The sequence below is a fragment of the Nocardioides furvisabuli genome (genome assembly GCF_021083185.1).
GTDB lineage: Bacteria > Actinomycetota > Actinomycetes > Propionibacteriales > Nocardioidaceae > Nocardioides > Nocardioides furvisabuli.
Genome location: NZ_JAIGQB010000004.1, coordinates 301,999 through 319,495, shown reverse-complemented (window position 1 = coordinate 319,495; position 17,497 = coordinate 301,999). Strand labels below are relative to the sequence as shown.

Genomic DNA, 17,497 nt, shown 5'->3' with positions numbered 1-17,497 from the left:
GGACATCCACCAGAAGGAGAAGGACATGGCCAACGCCAAGTTCGACATCAAGACCGAAGCCCTCAAGCCCGTCCTCGCCGGTGTCGGCGTGACCGACCTCGCCGTCGAGGCCGTCCGCGAGGCCGTCGCCGACGTGCAGAAGCGCGTCTCCGCCGTGCAGAAGGACGTCAGCACCCGGGTGACCGACGTCCAGAAGACCGCGACCGACCCGAAGGCGCTGCGCAAGCAGGCCCAGGCCCGCCGTGCCGCCGTCGAGGCCCGCGTCGCCGAGCTCCAGGCCGAGGCCAAGGCGTACCCCGCCAAGGTCACCACCCAGGTCTCCACGCTGGTCGACGAGAACGTCGCGGCCGCGAACGCCACCTACACCGAGCTGGTCAAGCGCGGCGAGTCCCTCGTGGGCCGCATCCGCCGCCAGGAGTCGACCAAGGCGACGGTGAAGTCCGCCAAGACCACCGCCACCAAGGCCAAGACCACCGCCACCCAGGCCAAGAAGGCCGCCGAGGCCAACGTCGAGGCTGCCGACAAGACCGCTGCGACCAAGGTCGCCCCCAAGCCGAAGCCGACCGCCAAGAAGGCGACGCAGAAGGCTGCCGGCAAGAAGGCCGCCGCGACCACCGCGCGCAAGACCGCGGCCAAGAAGACGGCCACCGCACAGAGCAGCGCCAAGGCCACCGCGACCACCGCCACCAAGACCGCGACCACCGCGGTCAAGGCCGTCGCCGACGCCGCCGAGAAGGTCGGCGACTGAAGAGCACCCGCCGATGAGCAGCAGCTGATGCTGTTCTGACACGCACGAGGCCCCCGTCCGCGAGGACGGGGGCCTTCTGCGTTCGCCTACTCTTGTCCTCGTGACCATCTACGCGTTCCAGAGCACCCTCATGCTGGTGGTGCTCGTCGTGCTGCTCGCGGTCAAGGGGTTCGCCTTCATCAACTCCCTCACCTACTCCGCCGAGGCCTACGAAGCCGCCGGCAAGCTCACCAAGCAGGCGTGGTGCGCGATCACCGGTCTCGGCTTCGCGGCGCAGCTGATCTTCATCGGCTCCTCGCCGCTGGGGATCATCCACCTCGTCTTCACGATCGCCGCGTTCGTCTACCTCGCCGACGTACGCCCTGCGCTGGCCGAGGTCACCTCGCGCCGCTGATCGCTCAGCGGGCGAGGTAGCGGTCGAGCGCGATCAGGGCGTCCTCCGGCTCGAAGCCGGTGGCCCGGATCTTCGCCAGCGACAGCGCGGAGTTGAGCGGGCGCGGGGCGAACGGGTTGCCCTGCGCCAGCACGCCCTCGGCGTACGCCTCCGTGGTGGTTCCGGAGACGTCGTCGGCGCTGCGCCCGGACCGCTGGAAGACGGCCTGCGCGATCTCGCGCCACGACATCGCCGGCCCGCCGTTGGACAGGTTGTAGGTGCCGAAGTCGGCGCCGCTGTCGAGCAGGTGGGCGGTCGCGCGCACGAGCTCCTCGGTGAAGGTGAGGCGGCCGACCTGGTCCTCGACCACGCTGGGTGAGACGCCCTTCTCCGCCAGCGACTGCATGGTGCGCACGAAGTTCTTGCCCTCGCCGATCACCCAGGAGGTGCGGAGCAGGTAGTGGCGCGGTGCCAGGCCCACGGCCAGGTCTCCGGCGGCCTTGGACTGGGCGTAGACCCCGAGCGGGGACAGCGGCTCGTCCTCGGTGTGGCCGGGGTCGAGGTCGGCGGTGCCGTCGAAGACGTACTCCGAGGAGTAGTGGACCAGCGTGAAGCGGTGCTCGCGCGCGAGCCTGGCCAGCGTGGCGGGACCGGAGGCGTTGGCGGCCCAGGCGGTCACCCGCCCCTCGGTGGTCTCGGCGGCGTCGACGGCGGTGTACGCCGCTGCGTTGAGCACGACGGCGTACTCGTGCCACGGCCAGGCGGCGACGGCCTCGCTGTCGGTCAGGTCGAGCGCGGTGACGCCGCTGTGCCCGTCTTCCTCGGCGGCGACGAGGTCGACGCGGTCCGCAGCCGGGTGGGCGGCGTGCAGGGCGCGGCCGAGCTGGCCGAGCGCACCGACGATGAGCGTCTTCCTCGGTGCCATCGCCGTGCTCGGGTCGAGCGCGGGGGCGTTCTGGTCCTTCTCGCTGATGATCGCCTCGGACAGCGGGATCGGCCAGTCGATCGCCGCGGTGGGGTCGCCCAGCGCGAGCGCGGGGTAGGTCACGCCGGGACGCCAGTGGTCGTTGACGAGGTAGGTGTAGGCGGTCGAGTCCTCGAGCACCTGGTAGCTGTTGCCGACGCCGCGGGGGACGAAGACCGCCACCGAGGTGTCCATCTCGAGGGTGAAGGTCGTGCCGAAGGACTCGCCCTCGCGCATGTCGACCCAGGCGCCGAAGATCCGTCCGGTCGCCAGCGAGATGAACTTGTCCCACGGCTCGGTGTGGATGCCGCGCGTGACGCCGCGGTCTGCGTTGAAGGAGACGTTGTTCTGGACCGGGCCGAAGTCGGGCAGGCCGATGGCCAGCATCTTCTCGCGCTGCCAGTTCTCCTTGAAGAACCCGCGGTCGTCGTCGCGGCGGTCGAGGCGTACGACGACGAGGCCCGGGATGGGGGTCGTCTCGAGGCTCGGCAACGTCTGGGGGGAGAGGCTCACTGGCCCTTCTCCGCGTACTTCGCCTCGGTGGCGTCCTTGTGGGGGCGCCACCAGTCCTCGTGGGTCTCGTACCACTTGATGGTGTTGGCCAGGCCGGACTCGAAGTCCTGGAACTGCGGCGACCAGCCGAGCTCCTGGCGCAGCTTGCCCGACTCGATGGCGTAGCGCATGTCGTGCCCGGCGCGGTCGTTGACGTGGTCGAAGTCGTCGGCGTCCTTGCCCATCAGCGTGAGGATGAGTCGGACGACCTCGAGGTTGTTCTTCTCGCCGTCGGCGCCGATGAGGTAGGTCTCGCCGATGCGGCCCTTCTCCAGGATCGTGAGCACGGCCGAGGAGTGGTCGTCGGCGTGGATCCAGTCGCGGACGTTCTCGCCGGAGCCGTAGAGCTTGGGGCGGATGCCGTCGATGACGTTGGTGATCTGGCGCGGGATGAACTTCTCGATGTGCTGCCAGGGGCCGTAGTTGTTGGAGCAGTTGGACACCGTCGCGCGGACACCGAAGCTGCGCACCCAGGCCCGGACGAGGTGGTCCGACCCGGCCTTGGAGGCGGAGTACGGCGAGGACGGGTTGTAGGGGGTGTCCTCGGTGAAGCGCTCGGGGTCGTCGAGCTCGAGGTCGCCGTAGACCTCGTCGGTCGAGACGTGGTGCAGGCGCTTGTCGTGCTTGCGCACCGCCTCGAGGATCGTGTAGGTGCCGAGGATGTTGGTGCGGATGAACGGGCTCGGGTCGTTGAGCGAGTTGTCGTTGTGGGACTCCGCGGCGTAGTGGACGACCGCGTCGTGGGCCGCCACCAGCGGGTCGACGACGTCCTCGTCGGCGATGTCGCCGACCACCAGCTGCACCCGGTCCTCGGGCAGCCCGGCCAGCGACTCCTTGCTGGCCGCGTAGGTCAGCTTGTCGAGGACGGTGATGCGCAGGTCGGTGTGGTCGACGAGGTGGTGCACGAAGTTCGACCCGATGAACCCCGCGCCCCCGGTCACGAGAAGGCGTTCCATGCGGGGGAGTCTAGGGCGCGGTGGCCCCGACGGTGGAGCCGGTGATGCTGAAGCTCGGCTGGGTGACCAGGCCCGGGTCGTCGTACGTCGCCCGGCCGGGGCCGGAGCGCGTCCAGCCCTCCGGCAGCTCGGAGACGTCGTAGCCCTCTGGCCACTGCACGCTGACCTTCATCGCCTGCGGGATCACCATGCCCTGCGGCGTGGCGTCGAGCCGGTAGGTGAGCGTGCCGTCGTCGCGCGCGACCGCGGCGGCAGGGACGACGTACTCCAGCACGGCCTCACGGGTCGTGCGCGGCGGGAGCGTGATGCCGAGCAGCTTGTAGGGGCGGCCGTAGTAGTCGAAGACCTTGGTGCCGACCTCGCGCCCGGCGACCACGGCGCGGTCGACCTCGACGCCCTCGGGCAGGAAGACGCCCAGGCGCATGCCGTTCCAGCGGGTGCGGGCTGCGCCGCCGCGCGGGTCGCCGTAGAGCTCGTTGGCGTAGGGCGGGGAGTCGTTGAAGACCGAGATGGTGAGCTCGACCGCCGCCGACCCGTCCTTGCGCAGGCGGACGTTGCTGGTCACCGTGCGGCGCTGCCAGTAGTCGGACTTGCTGCGGTTGGTGTTCTGGTTGAAGACGCCGATGTAGTCGTGGTCGGTGGTGGACAGCTCCCCGGAGAGCCCGACGTCGGTCACCGCCGCCTGCACGTCGGGGTCGCGCATCCACATCGCGAAGTGGCGCCCGCGGGCGGAGTCGCGCAGCGACTCGATCTTCTCCATGCCCTGGCCGGCGCCGAGGATCTGGTCGGCGAAGAGCGGGACCAGCGCGAGGTTCAGCTCGTGGCGGGCCTCGTTGTCGGGGAAGGCGTCGTAGTCGCCGACCATCTTCTGGGTGAAGTTGGAGGAGTCGATGCGCCCGTAGATCGGGACGTCGACAGGGCCGGTGACCCGCAGCAGGTCGGCGAGCGCGACCACGTCGACGGCGATCAGGCCGTCGGTCTCCTCGCCGACGATGCGCTCCCAGCCACGCAGCAGCTCCTCGCCCGAGACCGACCAGTCGGGGGCGTAGGTGGAGGTCGACAGGCGCAGCTTGCCGGTGTGGAACGGGTTGTCCTCCACGCGCTCCCAGCGACCGACGCGGTAGAGCTCCTTGTCGGTGGTGTCGCGCGCCTCGCCGACGGTCAGCCGGCCGTCGCGGACGGTCATCGGGGCCAGCGTCAGGGGTGCGCCTCCGGAGAAGCGCTGCTCGCTGGGGTTGAGCAGGGCCAGCAGGTAGGTGCGGTCCTCGCCGCCGCCGAACAGGTCGGGCAGCGCAGCGGCCAGCGGCTTCGCGCGGCGTGCGGTCGCCGCGAGCGGGTCGACCACGTCGGCGGCCTCGTCCCGCGCCTCCGACAGCCGCGTGCCGACGCCGACGCTGGCGTCGTTGACCTCGCGCAGCTCGATCTGGGCGGTGTCGAGGTGGATGCTCGCCTCGTCGACCGCGCCCACCAGCGTGTCGAGGGCCTCCATGTCGACGGAGCGATCGCCGAAGAGGGTCGCCTGCTCGCCGTTGATGGTCGGCCAGGCCTCCACCGCGAGCTCCGCGGCGGCGGTGAGGTGGTCGAGCGCGTTGCCGAGGTGGCGTACGTCCGAGACGGGCTCGCCGACCACGGGAACCAGGCTCCAGATGTCGCCGCCGATGCCCTGCATCGCGTCCTGCACCTCGTCGGCGTGTCGCCGGGCGCTCTGGATGCTGGTCTCCGCGGACTCGACGTCGCCGTTGGTCAGCGAGGCGCGCGCGGCCTCGAGGTCGGCACGCGCACCCTCGGCGTTGCCGGGCGCCTTGAGGAAGGGGATCGCCAGCAGTCCCAGGACGATGACGAGGAGGAACAGACCGCCGATGACGGTGAAGGGTCGCACCAGCCGTCGGGCGGAGGACGAACGCGAGGACGGCATGCCTCACATGGTGCCGTACGGCACCGAGCGCCGTTCCCGCAATAGGGTGGGCGCATGCGTGGAATCATCCTGGCCGGTGGCACCGGCTCGCGACTGCACCCGATCACCCAGGGCATCAGCAAGCAGCTGGTCCCCGTCTACGACAAGCCGATGATCTACTACCCGCTGTCCACGCTGATGCTGGCGGGCATCCGGGACGTGCTGATCATCACGACGCCCCACGAGGCCGACGGTTTCCACCGCCTGCTCGGCGACGGCTCGCAGTTCGGGATCGACCTGACCTTCGCGGTCCAGCCCTCGCCCGACGGGCTGGCGCAGGCGTTCATCATCGGTGCCGACCACATCGGCGACCAGCGCTCCGCGCTCGTGCTGGGCGACAACATCTTCTACGGCTCCGGCCTGGGCCACCAGCTGCTGCGCTTCTCCGAGCTCGACGGTGCCGCCGTCTTCGGCTACCACGTCGCCGACCCCCGGGCGTACGGCGTGGTGGAGTTCGACGACCAGGGCCGCGCGCTGTCGCTGGAGGAGAAGCCCGAGCACCCCAAGAGCGACTTCGCCGTGCCGGGGCTCTACTTCTACGACAACGACGTGGTGCAGTACGCCGCCGAGCTCGAGCCGTCGGCGCGCGGCGAGCTCGAGATCACCGACCTCAACCGCCGCTACCTCGAGGAGGGACGCCTCCACGTCGAGGTGCTGCCGCGCGGCACCGCCTGGCTCGACACCGGCACCTTCGACTCCCTCAACGACGCCTCCAACTTCGTGCGCACCATCGAGGGCCGCCAGGGCTTCAAGGTCGGCGCGCCCGAGGAGGTCGCCTGGCGCATGGGCTGGCTCTCCGACGACGAGCTCGTCGAGCGCGCCCAGCCGCTGCGCAAGAGCGGCTACGGGGAGTACCTGCTGGGGTTGCTGCAGCACGGGTGAGGGGCGGGTTGGTCCCCGTCCCCGTCGCGTTCCCCGGGTACCCGGGGAAACTGGAGCCTCCACCCCGAAGTTTCGGGGGCAAGGCTCAAGGTTGAGGCGTGAACCCTGGGCGTACGACGTTCAGGTGAGGTCGGCGGCGACCATCCGCGCCACGATCTCCTCGAAACCGACCGTCGGCGCCCAGCCGAGGACCTCGCGCGCCTTCGACGCATCGCCCACCAGCTCGGTCGGGTCGGCGGGACGGAAGAATCGCTCGTCCTGGCGCACGAGGTGCAGCCACTCCGGGATGCCGGCCGCCGCGAAGGCGGCGGCGACGAGCTCGCGTACGGAGTGGGCGCGCCCGGTCGCGACGACGTAGTCGGCCGGCTCGTCAGCCCGCGCGGCGCGCACCATCGCGTCGACGTAGTCGGGCGCCCAGCCCCAGTCGCGGCGCGCGTCGAGGTTGCCGAGCACCAGCTCGTCGGCGTCACCGCGGGCGATCGCAGCCACCGTCGAGGTGATCTTGCGCGTCACGAAGCGCTCGTGGCGGCGCGGCGACTCGTGGTTGTAGAGGATCGCGCTCGACACGTGCAGTCCGCGCTGGCGGAAGACGCGGGCGGAGAGGTGCGCGAAGGCCTTCGCGGCGCCGTACGGGTTGAGCGGCGCGACGGGCGTCGACTCGGTCTGCGGCGACGCGGCCGGCTCGCCGAAGATCTCGGCGCTGGAGGCCTGCACGAGGCGTACGTCGCCCACCAGGCGCGCCGACTCCATGAGCGCGACCGCTGCCTGGCCGTTGACGTGGGCGGTGAGGTCCGGCTCGTCCCACGACTGCGCGACCGAGCTGATCGCGGCGAGGTTGTAGACCTCGCTCGGCGCGACCTCTCGCACCAGCTCGCGGGTCGCCGCGAGGTCGCCGAGGTCGCCGGCGTGGAGGACGACCTCGTCGGGGCAGTGCGCCGGGTGCCCGTCCGCGGACAGCACGAGGGCGTGGACCTCCATGCCGTCGGCGACGAGACGCTCCGCGAGGTAGGAGCCGTCCTGGCCGCCGATGCCGGTGATGAGGGCCCGAGCGGTCACCAGCCGGCCTTGACCGCCGCGATGTCGCTGTCGACCATCATCGCGACGAGCTCGGGGAAGGACACGGTGGGAGCCCAGCCCAGCTGGTCCCTGGCCTTCGAGGCGTCGCCGATGAGCAGCTCGACCTCGGCGGGGCGCATGAAGCGCGGGTCCTGCGTGACGTGCTTGGTCCAGTCGTCGATGCCGACGTGGGCGAAGGCGAGGTCGAGGAAGTCGCGGATGGAGTGCGTCTCGCCGGTGGCGATGACGTAGTCGTCGGCCTCGTCCTGCTGGAGCATGCGCCACATCGCCTCGACGTAGTCGCCGGCGTAGCCCCAGTCGCGTTGCGCGTCGAGGTTGCCGAGCGCCATCGAGTCCTGCTGGCCGAGGTGGATCCGGGCGACGGCCTGGCTGATCTTGCGGGTCACGAACTCGGGACCGCGGCGCGGCGACTCGTGGTTGAACAGGATGCCCGAGGAGGCGTGCATGCCGTAGGACTCGCGGTAGTTGATGGTCATGTAGTGGCCGTAGACCTTGCTCACGCCGTAGGGCGAGCGGGGCCACAGCAGGGTGCTCTCCGACTGGGGCACCTGCTGCACCTTGCCGAACATCTCCGAGCTCGAGGCCTGGTAGAAGCGGATCGACGACGGGTCGTCGCCGGCGTGGAGGCGTACGGCCTCGAGCATGTTGAGCACGCCCATCCCGGTCACGTCGCTGGTGACGAAGGCGTTCTCCCAGGAGTAGGCGACGAACGAGATCGCGCCGAGGTTGTAGACCTCGTCGGGCTGGGAGTCGCGCATCGCGCGCATCAGGCTGGACAGGTCGGTCAGGTCACCGTTGTGGAGCCGGACGTCTGGGACGACCTTCTCGACCAGCTCGCGGCGGGGGTTGTTCTGGCCACGGATCAACCCGTGGACGTCGTACCCCTTCTCGAGGAGGAGCTCGGCGAGGTAGAGGCCGTCCTGGCCGGTGATTCCGGTGATGAGAGCGCTGGGCATGCTCACACTCTGTCAAAGCCTGCTGTCGTTAGGGTGATCTCATGAAGATCCTCGTGAGCGGCGGGGCCGGCTACATCGGCTCGCACACCGTCGTCCAGCTCGTCGCCGCCGGCCACGACGTCGTCATCGTCGACAACTTCAGCAACTCCCACCCGGTGGTGCTGGCCCGGATGGAGTCGCTCACCGGCACCAGCCTGCCGACTCACTCCTTCGACCTGTGCGACCACGACAAGACCGAGCACCTCTTCGCCGCCGAGGACTTCGACGCCGTCATCCACTTCGCCGGCTACAAGGCCGTCGGCGAGAGCGTGGAGAAGCCGCTCGACTACTACGAGAACAACCTCGGCTCGACCTTCTCGCTCGTGCGGGCGATGCAGAAGCACCACGTGCACAAGCTCGTCTTCTCCTCCAGCGCCACCGTCTACGGCACCGACCAGGCCGGCGCGACCGAGGACCAGCCGACCTTCGCGACCAACCCCTACGGCTGGACCAAGGTGATGCAGGAGCAGATCCTGCGCGACGTCGCCGCCGCCGACCCGGACATGCGCGTGGCGCTGCTGCGCTACTTCAACCCCGTCGGCGCGCACGAGTCCGGCACGATCGGTGAGGACCCCTCGGGCAGGCCCAACAACCTGATGCCCTTCATCGCGCAGGTCGCGGTGGGCAAGCGCGAGAAGCTGTCCGTCTTCGGTGACGACTACGACACCGTCGACGGCACCGGTGTGCGCGACTACATCCACGTCGAGGACCTTGCGGCCGGCCACGTGGCCGCGCTCGAGGCGCTCACCACCACCACCGAGAGCGTCAACACGTGGAACCTCGGCTCCGGCCACGGCACCAGCGTGCTCGAGCTGTTGCACGCCTTCGAGCGGGCCGTCGGCCGCGAGCTGCCCTACGAGGTCGTGGCCCGCCGCCCCGGTGACGTGGCGACGTCGTACGCCGACCCGTCCAAGGCCAACGCCGAGCTCGGCTGGCGCACGAAGAAGACGATCGACGAGATGGCCGCCGACGCGTGGCGCTGGCAGGAGCAGAACCCGCGCGGGTTCGCCGGGTGAGGGGAGCGCCGCCCTTCTGCGGGCGCTGCCGGGGTTCGGGCCTTGGCCGGCACCATGCAGGCAGTTGGTGGCGCCTGCCCGCACGTCAGACGTGGCGGGTCCCGACCCACGGCTGAACTGCCTTCCTGGTGCAGGCCTCGGCCTGTGGAGGAAGGCGACGGCGGCGGGCGGGAAGATGTCAGGGTCTCACCGTGGATCCGGTCGAGGCGCTACGAGAGCTGGGCGGCGTCGCGCCGTTCCACGAGCTCATCGCCCTGACGACGCGGGCCAAGGTGACGGGCGCGCTCGCGGACGGGCGGATCCTCAAGCCGCGTCACGACCGGTACTGCCTCGCAGATGCGAGCCTCATCCACCGCGCGGTCGCCGCGACGGGTGGCACCGCGTCGCACCTGAGTGCCGCGCAGGAGTTCGGCTGGAAGCTCAAGCACGACCCCGTGAGGCCGTGCATCACGCTGCCACGCAGTGCCCGCAAGCCGGCCGGACCCTACGAGCTCCACTGGGCCGATCTCTCCGAGCGCGAGCGGCGGCGCAACGTCACCTCGCGGACGCGCACCGTGATCGACTGCGCGCGGGCCTACGACCACGACGTCGCGCTGTGTGTCGCGGACTCGGCACTGCGCGAAGGCATCGTCGACCGCGACGACCTCCTCCTCGCCGCCGCGCGCAGCCCCCGCACCGGGCGGGCCAAGGCTGTGCGTGTTGCCGCCGAGGCGTCCCACCTGCGCGCCAACCCGTTCGAGACCTGCCTCTACGTGATCGCCCGCTCGGTGCAGGGTCTCGATGTCGTCCCCCAGGGCGAGGTCCCGGGTGTCGGCTTCGTGGACCTGCTCGACCGCGCTCTGGGGATGGTCATCGAGGCCGAGTCGCTGGAGCACCACTGGACCAAGGCGGGTCTCCAGCGTGACGTCGACCGCTACACGAAGGCAGCGCGGCTCGGGCTGGTGGTGCTGAGGTTCACCTGGACTGACGTGATGTTCCAGCCTGACGACGTGGCTGCGGCGATCGCAGAGGTCGTCCGGTGGCGCACTGTGCAGGCAGTTGGGCGCCACGGGCTGGCTGCTTGATCGTGGCACGGCCCCGGAGCCGGCCAACTGCCTTCGTGGTGTCGGCTCAGCGCACGGCGAGCTCGGTGACGCCCCGGAGCACGGTGCGCAGGTGCGGCACCTCGTGCGTGCGCAGCAGGTGCGTCCCGCCGAGCGCGGCGAAGACGCCGTAGAAGCCCTCGGCCTTGCGGAACTCGTCGCCGAAGATGTCGTAGGAGTGCGGCACCGCGTTGCAGACGGGCACGCCGAGGGGGCGCAGTCGGAAGACCTGGGCGAGCACCCGCGCCTGGTGACGAGCGCGGGTGGGCGGGTCGACGAGGTTCCCGTAGTAGAAGCCCATGCCGGGGTCGATGACGACCTTGTCGACGCCGAGGGAGCGGGCCTGCGCGATGCGGGGCGCGAAGTGGTCGAGCAGCACCGGCATCGGGTCGGCGTCGGGCGGGACGTCGGCGATCTCGCGGACGTTGGCGGTCTCGCCGAAGCACATGACGACAGCGGCGTCGTACTCCGCTGCGAGCGCCAGCATCTCGTCCTCGTGCTGGCGGCCGGTCATGTTGAGGACGCGGGCTCCGGCGTCGAGGCAGGCGCGCACCACCTCGGGCTCGTAGGTCTCGACCGACACGATCGCCTCGTCGGCCAGTCCCTTCACCGCCGGCACCAGGCTGGCGACCTGGTCGTCCGCGGAGACCCGTGCGGCGTCGGCATTGCTGGACTCGGCGCCGAGGTCGATGACGCCCGCGCCCTGCGCGACCTGGATCCGGCCCATCCGGACCGCATCGGCAGGGCTGGTGGCCACGCTCTCGCGGTAGGTCGAGTCGCGCGAGAGGTTGACGCAGCCCATGAGGGTCAGCGGGCCGTCGCCGATGGCGACCGGACCGCGCGGACCGTCGAGGACGACCGGCGCCACCGGGTGGTCCCAGGCCGCGCCGTGGTCGTTCTGCAGCGCCGCCAGGTCCGCAAGGGTGATCACGCCTGAAAGGGTAGGGGGGAGGATGAAGTGGTGAGCGAATCCCTCGAGCTGCAGCGGCTGTCCGACCTGTCCGACGACGAGCTGGCGGCGGCGTACACGCCGTCACGGGAGCCGTGGCTCCGGGTCAACTTCGTGAGCACCGTCGACGGTGCAGCGCAGGGCTCGGACGGGGTCAGCAAGAGCATCAACAACGACGCCGACAAACGGGTCTTCGACGCGCTGCGCAGGCGGGCCGACTGCCTGGTCGTCGGCGCCGGGACGCTGCGCGACGAGGGGTACGACGTCCCGCCGATCCCGCTGGTGGTCGTGAGCCGCTCGGCCGACCTGCCGCCGACGCTGGTCGACGCCCCGCGCGGGCGGATCCTGATGGCGACGGTGGCCTCGGCCGACGGTCTGGAAGAGGTCCGCGAGGAGCTGGGACAGGAGCACGTGCTCGTCCTGGGCGACGACGAGATCGACCTGCCGCTGCTGAAGGCGACGCTCGCCGAGCGTGGCTGGACCGAGCAGCTGTGCGAGGGCGGGCCGTCGCTGTTCGCCGACCTGCTCGCCGCCGACGTCGTCGACGAGCTGTGCTGGACGATCGTGCCGGCCCTCGCCGGCGGCGACGCCGTACGCATCGCCACCGGCGCCGAGGTGGAGGTCGCGCTGCGTCCCGCCCTGCTGCTGGAGCAGGACGGGACGCTGCTGGGGCGCTGGCTCGTGGAGTGATCCCTGCTCAGGGAGCCGGGTAGTCCACCACGTAGCTCGGGATGCCGGGGGCGTCGCTGTCCACGCGCGCCCCGGTGTCGTTGACGACGTGCTCGATGCTGCCCGCCTCGAGGTTGACCGTCAGTACGTGGTGGAGGCGTACGCCGGAGCGCTCGGGCACCTCGAAGCCGCTCTCGGTGGTGATGGAGGGGTCGTTGCGGTTGAAGACGTAGACCCCGCCGCCGTAGAGCTGGTGGCGGCGCACGTCGTCGGCGACCTTGTAGCCGGCCCAGCCGAGCGTGCCGTCGGGGCGGGTCCAGTCGGCCTGCGAGGGCGGGTCGTAGGGGAGCTCGTTCTGGTAGAGCACGACCTCGCCCTGCTCGCCGTTCCAGATCGTGTTGAACTCCTGGTAGTGCTCGACGAACAGACCGGTGGCCCGCACGCGGTCACCGTCGACGACCACGCCGACGCGACCGATGTTGGTGTTCCAGCGGTCGGTGTCGCCCACGGCGCCGGCGGTGAAGTCCTCGATGCCGTGGTCGGCGCGCCAGACCCACGCGTGGTCGATGAGCACGTCGTCGGCGTCGATGCGCAACGAGACGTCGGCCTTGCCGATGTGGGGGCCGCCCACGCGGAAGTAGACGTCGTTGAGCGTCGTGGTCGGTGCCGCCGCTGCGGGACGACGGTCGCCGGACCGGCCGGGACGGCCCTGGACGTGCATCAGGTTCGGCGAGAGACGGGTGCCGGCGTCGATGGTGACGCCCGCGACGACCACACCGGTCGTCTCGGGGCGTACGACGACGGGGGTGGCGCCGCCGACGGCCGTGAGGGTGGCGTGGCCGAGGCCCAGGACGACCGTGTCGTCGCGGCGGATCACGAGGCTGCGGTCGACGTCGTACACGCCGGGGGTGAGCAGCAGGTTCTTGCCGCGGGCCAGCGCCTTGGCGATCTCCTTGGCCGACTGGTCGGGGCTGGCGACGTGGAAGGACGAGAGCGGGAGGTCCTCACCGGCGGTGGTGCCGCCCGCCCAGCTGGTCCCGCGCGAGCTGGTGCGCACGTCCGGCACGCGGACCTGCCAGTCGCCGTCGGCACCGAGGTGGAGGTAGGGCTTCTCGCGGCTCAGGGGGGTCCGGTCCAGCGTGGTGTAGGGCTCGGTCGGGAAGTTGGCCTCCGACGGGGCGCCGATGGTGCCGGCGAAGACCTGGTTCCACACGCCGTTGGACCAGTTGGCGACCTCGCTGTTGCGGGTGAGCCACTGCTGCTGCGAGCCGTTGATGACCGTGCCGGCCCGCGAGTCGGCGAGGTAGCCGCCGCTGGCGAACTGCGGGCCCTCGGTGCAGTAGTCCATCAGCGACAGGTTGCCGCCGCGGACGTCGACGCGGCGCAGCGAGGCGGCCTGCGAGGTCGCCCAGAAGTTCGCGGACGCGCGGCAGCCGTCCTGTCCGGTGCCGTTGACGTCGATGGTGAGGTTGGACAGCGAGCGCCAGAAGTTGTTGAGCGCGACGCAGTAGGGCTGCCGCGGGCCGTCGGTCAGGCAGCGGTTGTAGACCTCGACCTTGCCGTTGATCACGACGTCGGAGGGGTCCGCGCCGAGACCGGCGACCTCGGTGTAGTAGCCGACCTTGATCTGCAGCGGCTCGGCGGGCGTGCCGTAGGTGCCGGGGAGGAAGAGCAGGCTCCATCGCTCCTCCGACATCTCGGCGTCGACCTGCTGCTGCCAGATCGCGTCGGCCTGCTGGCGGATCTCGGCCGTCGGCATGCTCGGGTCGAAGACGATGACGCGTTCGCCGAGGTCCGGCGTGGCGGCCGGTGGGGCCGCGGGCGCCGCCGTGCTCGGGGCGATGGTGGGGGCTGTCAGGCCGACCACTATGAGGGCGAGCGCCGTGAGGGCCGCACGCAGCGGCGTACGACGAGGTCGGCGGGGGTGCGGAAGCGGACGGGACATGGGAGACCTTCCGGGTGTGAGAGCGCTTCCATGCAGGATGCACCATTCGTGTGACGGCTGCCACACCCGGGGTCTGCCCCTGAGACGGCCTAGCGTTCGAGCGCGCTGAGCAGCGCCTTCGAGAAAGCCGGGATGTCGTCGGGGTTGCGGCTGGTGATGAGGTTGCCGTCCACGACGACCTCCTCGTCGACCCACTCGCCGCCGCCATTGCGGATGTCGGTCTGCAGGCTCGGCCAGCTGGCGACCCGCTTGCCCTGCACGCGGTCGGCCTCGACGAGGGTCCACGCCGCGTGGCAGATGGCGGCCACGGGCTTGCCCGAGTCGACGAAGTCACGGATGAAGGCCACGGCCCCCTCGTCCATGCGCAAGGCGTCGGGGTTGGCGACGCCACCGGGCAGGACCAGCGCGTCGTAGTCGGCGACCGCCACGTCGGCCACGCGCCGGTCCACGCGCTGGGTGCTCGACTTGTCGAGGTGCTGGAAGAGCTGGACCTCGCCCTCGTCGAGCGAGAGGAGCTCGGCGGTGTGGCCGGCGTCGACAGCTGCCTGCCACGGCTTCGTGAGCTCGACCTCCTCGACGCCCTCGGATGCGGTCAGGAATGCGATTCGCTTGGACATGGCTCCACGCTTGCTCGCCGGGTGGAGGGCGGCAACCGCCTTCGGGGTGGGGTTGGGGTGCCGGGGTCCGGGCTCGCGTCGCGTCGCGTCGCGTCGCGTTCCCCGGGTACCCGGGGAACCTGGAGCCTCACCCCCGAAGTTTCGGGGTGGAGGCGCGAGGTTGGGCCGGGAAGCCCGTACGCGTGAGCGCTCAGGCCGCCCTGCGCCGTGACTCGAGGATCGTGCGGATCCGCACCGCGAGCTGCCGGGGGGTCCCGAGCTGAGCCCACGTGACGCGGATGCAGACCCAGCCGGTGAGCTGGCAGATGCGCTCCTCGCGCTCCTTCTCCCGCAACAGGAATTCCTCGAGCGTCTCGCCGGGCTTCCGGTGGCGCTCGTACTTGATCTTCCCGTCGAACTCGAGGAACACCCCGAGCTCGACCCACGCGAAGTCCACCCGCGCGAACTTCACGCCGTGTTCGTCGAGGACCCAGACCTGTGGCTCGGGCCTCGGCAGTCCTTGGCTGTAGAAGAAGTACGCCGTACGGGACTCGCCGGCGGACTCCCGCCGGCCGTCCGCGAGGCGCAGCACGACGTTCGTGCGAAGGCTGTTGGGCCACCACCGGGTGCGGTGGGCGAACTGACGTACACCGTTCGTCCTCGTCAGGCCGGCGTGGAGCAGGCCGTCGACGGTGATCAGCGCAGACTCGACGGTGGAGACCGTGGTCATCTCGACCGCGCAGCGCGTGGGGAGAGAGACAGGCACACCGTTGACCACCTTGACGTGGTAGCTCGGCATCCAGCCGGCGTGCTGCACCCGGTCGCACTCCTTGCGCCCCGCGCGGCCATCGGTGCGGGTGGTGTGGACCTTCGTGAGGTCATGGCCCCACACGGGCGCCCCCTGCTCGATGGCCGAGGACACGTGGGTGAGCACGGTGCTGGGATGGGCTCGTGCCAGGACGGCGCGCGCCAGGACGCGATGGCGGTCGGCGAGGCTGAGCGACTCCCACAGCGTCGCGTTGCAGTAGCTGCCATGGCGCACGCGGTGCAGCTCACCGCTCGTGACCATCGTGCGGATCTGGCGGTCGGTGTAGCCGGACGCGAGGAGCTCGCGCCGGAGCACGACGACGCCAGCGAGGTCGATGAGGTCGGTGGTGGACATGTACGCCGACTGCCCCGCGGCCGGACGTCCGAACCCCATCATTTCGGGCCTGTGGACAGACCGGTGACGGCGGGCGGGGCGGCTCGACGACGTCCGTTGACCGAGCTTCCGGGCCCGAACTGGAGCCTTGCCTGCGAAGTTTCGGGGTGGAGGCTCCAGTTTCCCCGGGTACCCGGGGATCGCGACCTCCCCAGCCCCCCTCAGCCGATCGCGCCGGCGTTGTCCTTCGCCAGCGAGCGGGAGATGACCATCCGCTGGATCTGGTTGGTCCCCTCGAAGATCTGCATGACCTTCGCCTCGCGCATGTAGCGCTCGACGGGGAAGTCGCGGGTGTAGCCGTAGCCCCCGAGGACCTGCACCGCGTCGGTGGTGACCTTCATGGCGTTGTCGGTGGCGACGAGCTTGGCGACCGAGGCCTCACGTGAGAAGGGCAGGCCGGCGTCCTTGAGGCGCGCGGCGTGCAACATCGTGGCGCGGGCGGAGACGATCGCGGCCTCCATGTCGGCGAGGACGAAGGCCAGGCCCTGGTGGTCGATGATCCGTGAGCCGAACGTCTCCCGCTCGCGGGCGTACGCCACTGCGGAGTCGAGGGCGCCCTGGGCGAGCCCGACGGCCACGGCAGCGATGCCGAGGCGGCCGGAGTCGAGCCCGGCGAGCGCGATCCGCAGCCCGTCGCCCTCGTTGCCGAGGAGGCGGTCGGCGTCGATGCGGACGTCGTCGAAGCGCATGGTCGCGGTGGCAGAGCCGGTGAGGCCCATCTTCCGCTCCGGCGGGTCGGCGGACAGCCCCTCGGCGTCGGCCGGCACGAGGAAGCAGGAGATCCCGTTGCGGTCGTCGGAGGTCCGCGCCATCACCTTGTAGAAGTCGGCGTGGCCACCGTGGGTCGTCCAGGCCTTCGCGCCGTTCAGGACGTAGGAGTCGCCGTCGCGGCGCGCGGTCGTACGCATCGCCGCCGGGTCGGAGCCCGCGTGCGGCTCGGAGAGGCAGTAGGCGCCGAGCAGGTCGCCACCTAGCATGTCGGGCAGCCACCGCGCCTTCTGCTCCTCGGTGCCGAACTCGGCGAGGCCGAAGCAGGAGAGCGCGTGGACTGACACGCCGACGCCGACCGAGGACCACACGGAGCCGATCTCCTCGAGCACCTGGAGGTAGACCTCGTAGGGCTGGTCGCCGCCGCCGACCTCCTCGGGGTAGGGCAGGGACAGCAGGCCGGCCTGGCCGAGCATGCGAAAGACCTCGCGCGGGAACGTCTCGGTGGCCTCCGCCTTCGCCGATCGCGGCGCGAGCTCCTTCGTGGCGATCTCGCGCGTCAGGGCGAGCAGGTCGCGGGCCTCGTCGGTGGGCAGCTGGCGGCGTGCGGTCATGTGACGCACGTTACCGGCGCCGTCCGCGGGCTCGAAGTCGGCGACCTGTGCCAGGGGTTCCGGTCCCGAACTGGAGCCTTACCCCCGAAGTTTCGGGGTGGAGGCTCCAGTTTCCCCGGGTACCCGGGGAAAGCGACGGCCAAGAAGCCCCGGGGAAAGCGACGGCCAAGAAGCCCCGGGGAAGCGACCGCCAAGAAGCCCTGGGAAAGCGACGGC

At 70.7% G+C, this 17,497-nt stretch carries 16 protein-coding genes; 6 read left to right on the top strand and 10 right to left on the bottom strand.

Going from position 1 to position 17,497, the window contains the following annotated elements; all coding sequences use genetic code 11:
- Positions 1-25: 25 nt before the first annotated feature.
- Together K4G59_RS10660 and K4G59_RS10655 are read left to right on the top strand one after the other, a co-directional pair.
- Entirely contained in the window at positions 26-748 is a 723-nt protein-coding gene (locus K4G59_RS10660) for a hypothetical protein (protein ID WP_231250955.1), read from the top strand.
- A gap of 100 nt (positions 749-848) precedes the next feature.
- Positions 849-1,142, top strand: a complete 294-nt coding sequence (locus tag K4G59_RS10655; RefSeq protein WP_231250954.1) for a DUF2516 family protein — start codon at positions 849-851, stop codon at positions 1,140-1,142.
- A gap of 4 nt (positions 1,143-1,146) precedes the next feature.
- Here the strand turns inward: K4G59_RS10655 and K4G59_RS10650 are convergent, their stop codons facing one another.
- The 3 genes from K4G59_RS10650 to K4G59_RS10640 are packed head-to-tail and all read right to left on the bottom strand — an operon-like array spanning position 1,147 to position 5,508.
- Entirely contained in the window at positions 1,147-2,598 is a 1,452-nt protein-coding gene (locus K4G59_RS10650) for a sugar nucleotide-binding protein (RefSeq protein ID WP_231250953.1), read from the bottom strand.
- Positions 2,595-3,593, bottom strand: coding sequence for a dTDP-glucose 4,6-dehydratase (gene rfbB, locus K4G59_RS10645; RefSeq protein WP_231250951.1), 999 nt, complete (start codon positions 3,591-3,593; stop codon positions 2,595-2,597). Before rfbB ends, K4G59_RS10650 begins: the two co-directional genes overlap by 4 nt.
- Before the next feature lie 10 nt (positions 3,594-3,603).
- Positions 3,604-5,508 carry a DUF4012 domain-containing protein gene (locus tag K4G59_RS10640; RefSeq protein WP_231250949.1) on the bottom strand — a complete coding sequence of 635 codons (1,905 nt, stop codon included), beginning with the start codon at positions 5,506-5,508 and terminating at the stop codon, positions 3,604-3,606.
- A 54-nt stretch (positions 5,509-5,562) separates the two neighbouring features.
- On the opposite strand from K4G59_RS10640, the gene rfbA reads away from it, so the two are divergent.
- Complete coding sequence (gene rfbA / locus K4G59_RS10635) at positions 5,563-6,429, top strand: glucose-1-phosphate thymidylyltransferase RfbA (protein ID WP_231250947.1); 867 nt, start codon at positions 5,563-5,565, stop codon at positions 6,427-6,429.
- Positions 6,430-6,549: 120 nt separating this feature from the next.
- Here the strand turns inward: rfbA and K4G59_RS10630 are convergent, their stop codons facing one another.
- Both K4G59_RS10630 and gmd read right to left on the bottom strand, forming a co-directional pair.
- Complete coding sequence (locus K4G59_RS10630; protein WP_231250945.1) at positions 6,550-7,485, bottom strand: GDP-mannose 4,6-dehydratase; 936 nt, start codon at positions 7,483-7,485, stop codon at positions 6,550-6,552.
- The gene (gene gmd, locus K4G59_RS10625; RefSeq protein WP_231250943.1) at positions 7,482-8,462 is read right to left on the bottom strand and encodes a GDP-mannose 4,6-dehydratase; all 981 of its coding nucleotides are present in this window, start codon (positions 8,460-8,462) and stop codon (positions 7,482-7,484) included. Before gmd ends, K4G59_RS10630 begins: the two co-directional genes overlap by 4 nt.
- A gap of 41 nt (positions 8,463-8,503) precedes the next feature.
- Here gmd and galE point away from each other — a divergent pair, with 41 nt between their 5' ends.
- Both galE and K4G59_RS20490 read left to right on the top strand, forming a co-directional pair.
- Complete coding sequence (gene galE / locus K4G59_RS10620) at positions 8,504-9,517, top strand: UDP-glucose 4-epimerase GalE (protein WP_231250942.1); 1,014 nt, start codon at positions 8,504-8,506, stop codon at positions 9,515-9,517.
- Between the two features lie 191 nt (positions 9,518-9,708).
- Complete coding sequence (locus tag K4G59_RS20490; RefSeq protein ID WP_231250941.1) at positions 9,709-10,581, top strand: DUF559 domain-containing protein; 873 nt, start codon at positions 9,709-9,711, stop codon at positions 10,579-10,581.
- A 46-nt stretch (positions 10,582-10,627) separates the two neighbouring features.
- Here K4G59_RS20490 and K4G59_RS10610 read toward each other — a convergent pair whose 3' ends face one another.
- Entirely contained in the window at positions 10,628-11,530 is a 903-nt protein-coding gene (locus K4G59_RS10610; RefSeq protein WP_231250940.1) for a dihydropteroate synthase, read from the bottom strand.
- 30 nt (positions 11,531-11,560) lie between these two features.
- Here K4G59_RS10610 and K4G59_RS10605 point away from each other — a divergent pair, with 30 nt between their 5' ends.
- Positions 11,561-12,238 carry a dihydrofolate reductase family protein gene (locus K4G59_RS10605; protein WP_231250938.1) on the top strand — a complete coding sequence of 226 codons (678 nt, stop codon included), beginning with the start codon at positions 11,561-11,563 and terminating at the stop codon, positions 12,236-12,238.
- A 7-nt stretch (positions 12,239-12,245) separates the two neighbouring features.
- Here the strand turns inward: K4G59_RS10605 and K4G59_RS10600 are convergent, their stop codons facing one another.
- The 4 genes from K4G59_RS10600 to K4G59_RS10585 form a co-directional block, all read right to left on the bottom strand.
- Positions 12,246-14,162: a pectate lyase-like domain-containing protein gene (locus tag K4G59_RS10600; protein ID WP_231250937.1), complete on the bottom strand. Its 1,917-nt coding sequence runs from the start codon at positions 14,160-14,162 to the stop codon at positions 12,246-12,248.
- Positions 14,163-14,251: 89 nt separating this feature from the next.
- Complete coding sequence (locus K4G59_RS10595) at positions 14,252-14,779, bottom strand: type 1 glutamine amidotransferase domain-containing protein (RefSeq protein ID WP_231250935.1); 528 nt, start codon at positions 14,777-14,779, stop codon at positions 14,252-14,254.
- 190 nt (positions 14,780-14,969) lie between these two features.
- Complete coding sequence (locus K4G59_RS10590) at positions 14,970-15,920, bottom strand: type IV toxin-antitoxin system AbiEi family antitoxin domain-containing protein (RefSeq protein WP_231250933.1); 951 nt, start codon at positions 15,918-15,920, stop codon at positions 14,970-14,972.
- A 200-nt stretch (positions 15,921-16,120) separates the two neighbouring features.
- Entirely contained in the window at positions 16,121-17,281 is a 1,161-nt protein-coding gene (locus K4G59_RS10585; protein WP_231250932.1) for an acyl-CoA dehydrogenase family protein, read from the bottom strand.
- Positions 17,282-17,497: the final 216 nt, after the last annotated feature.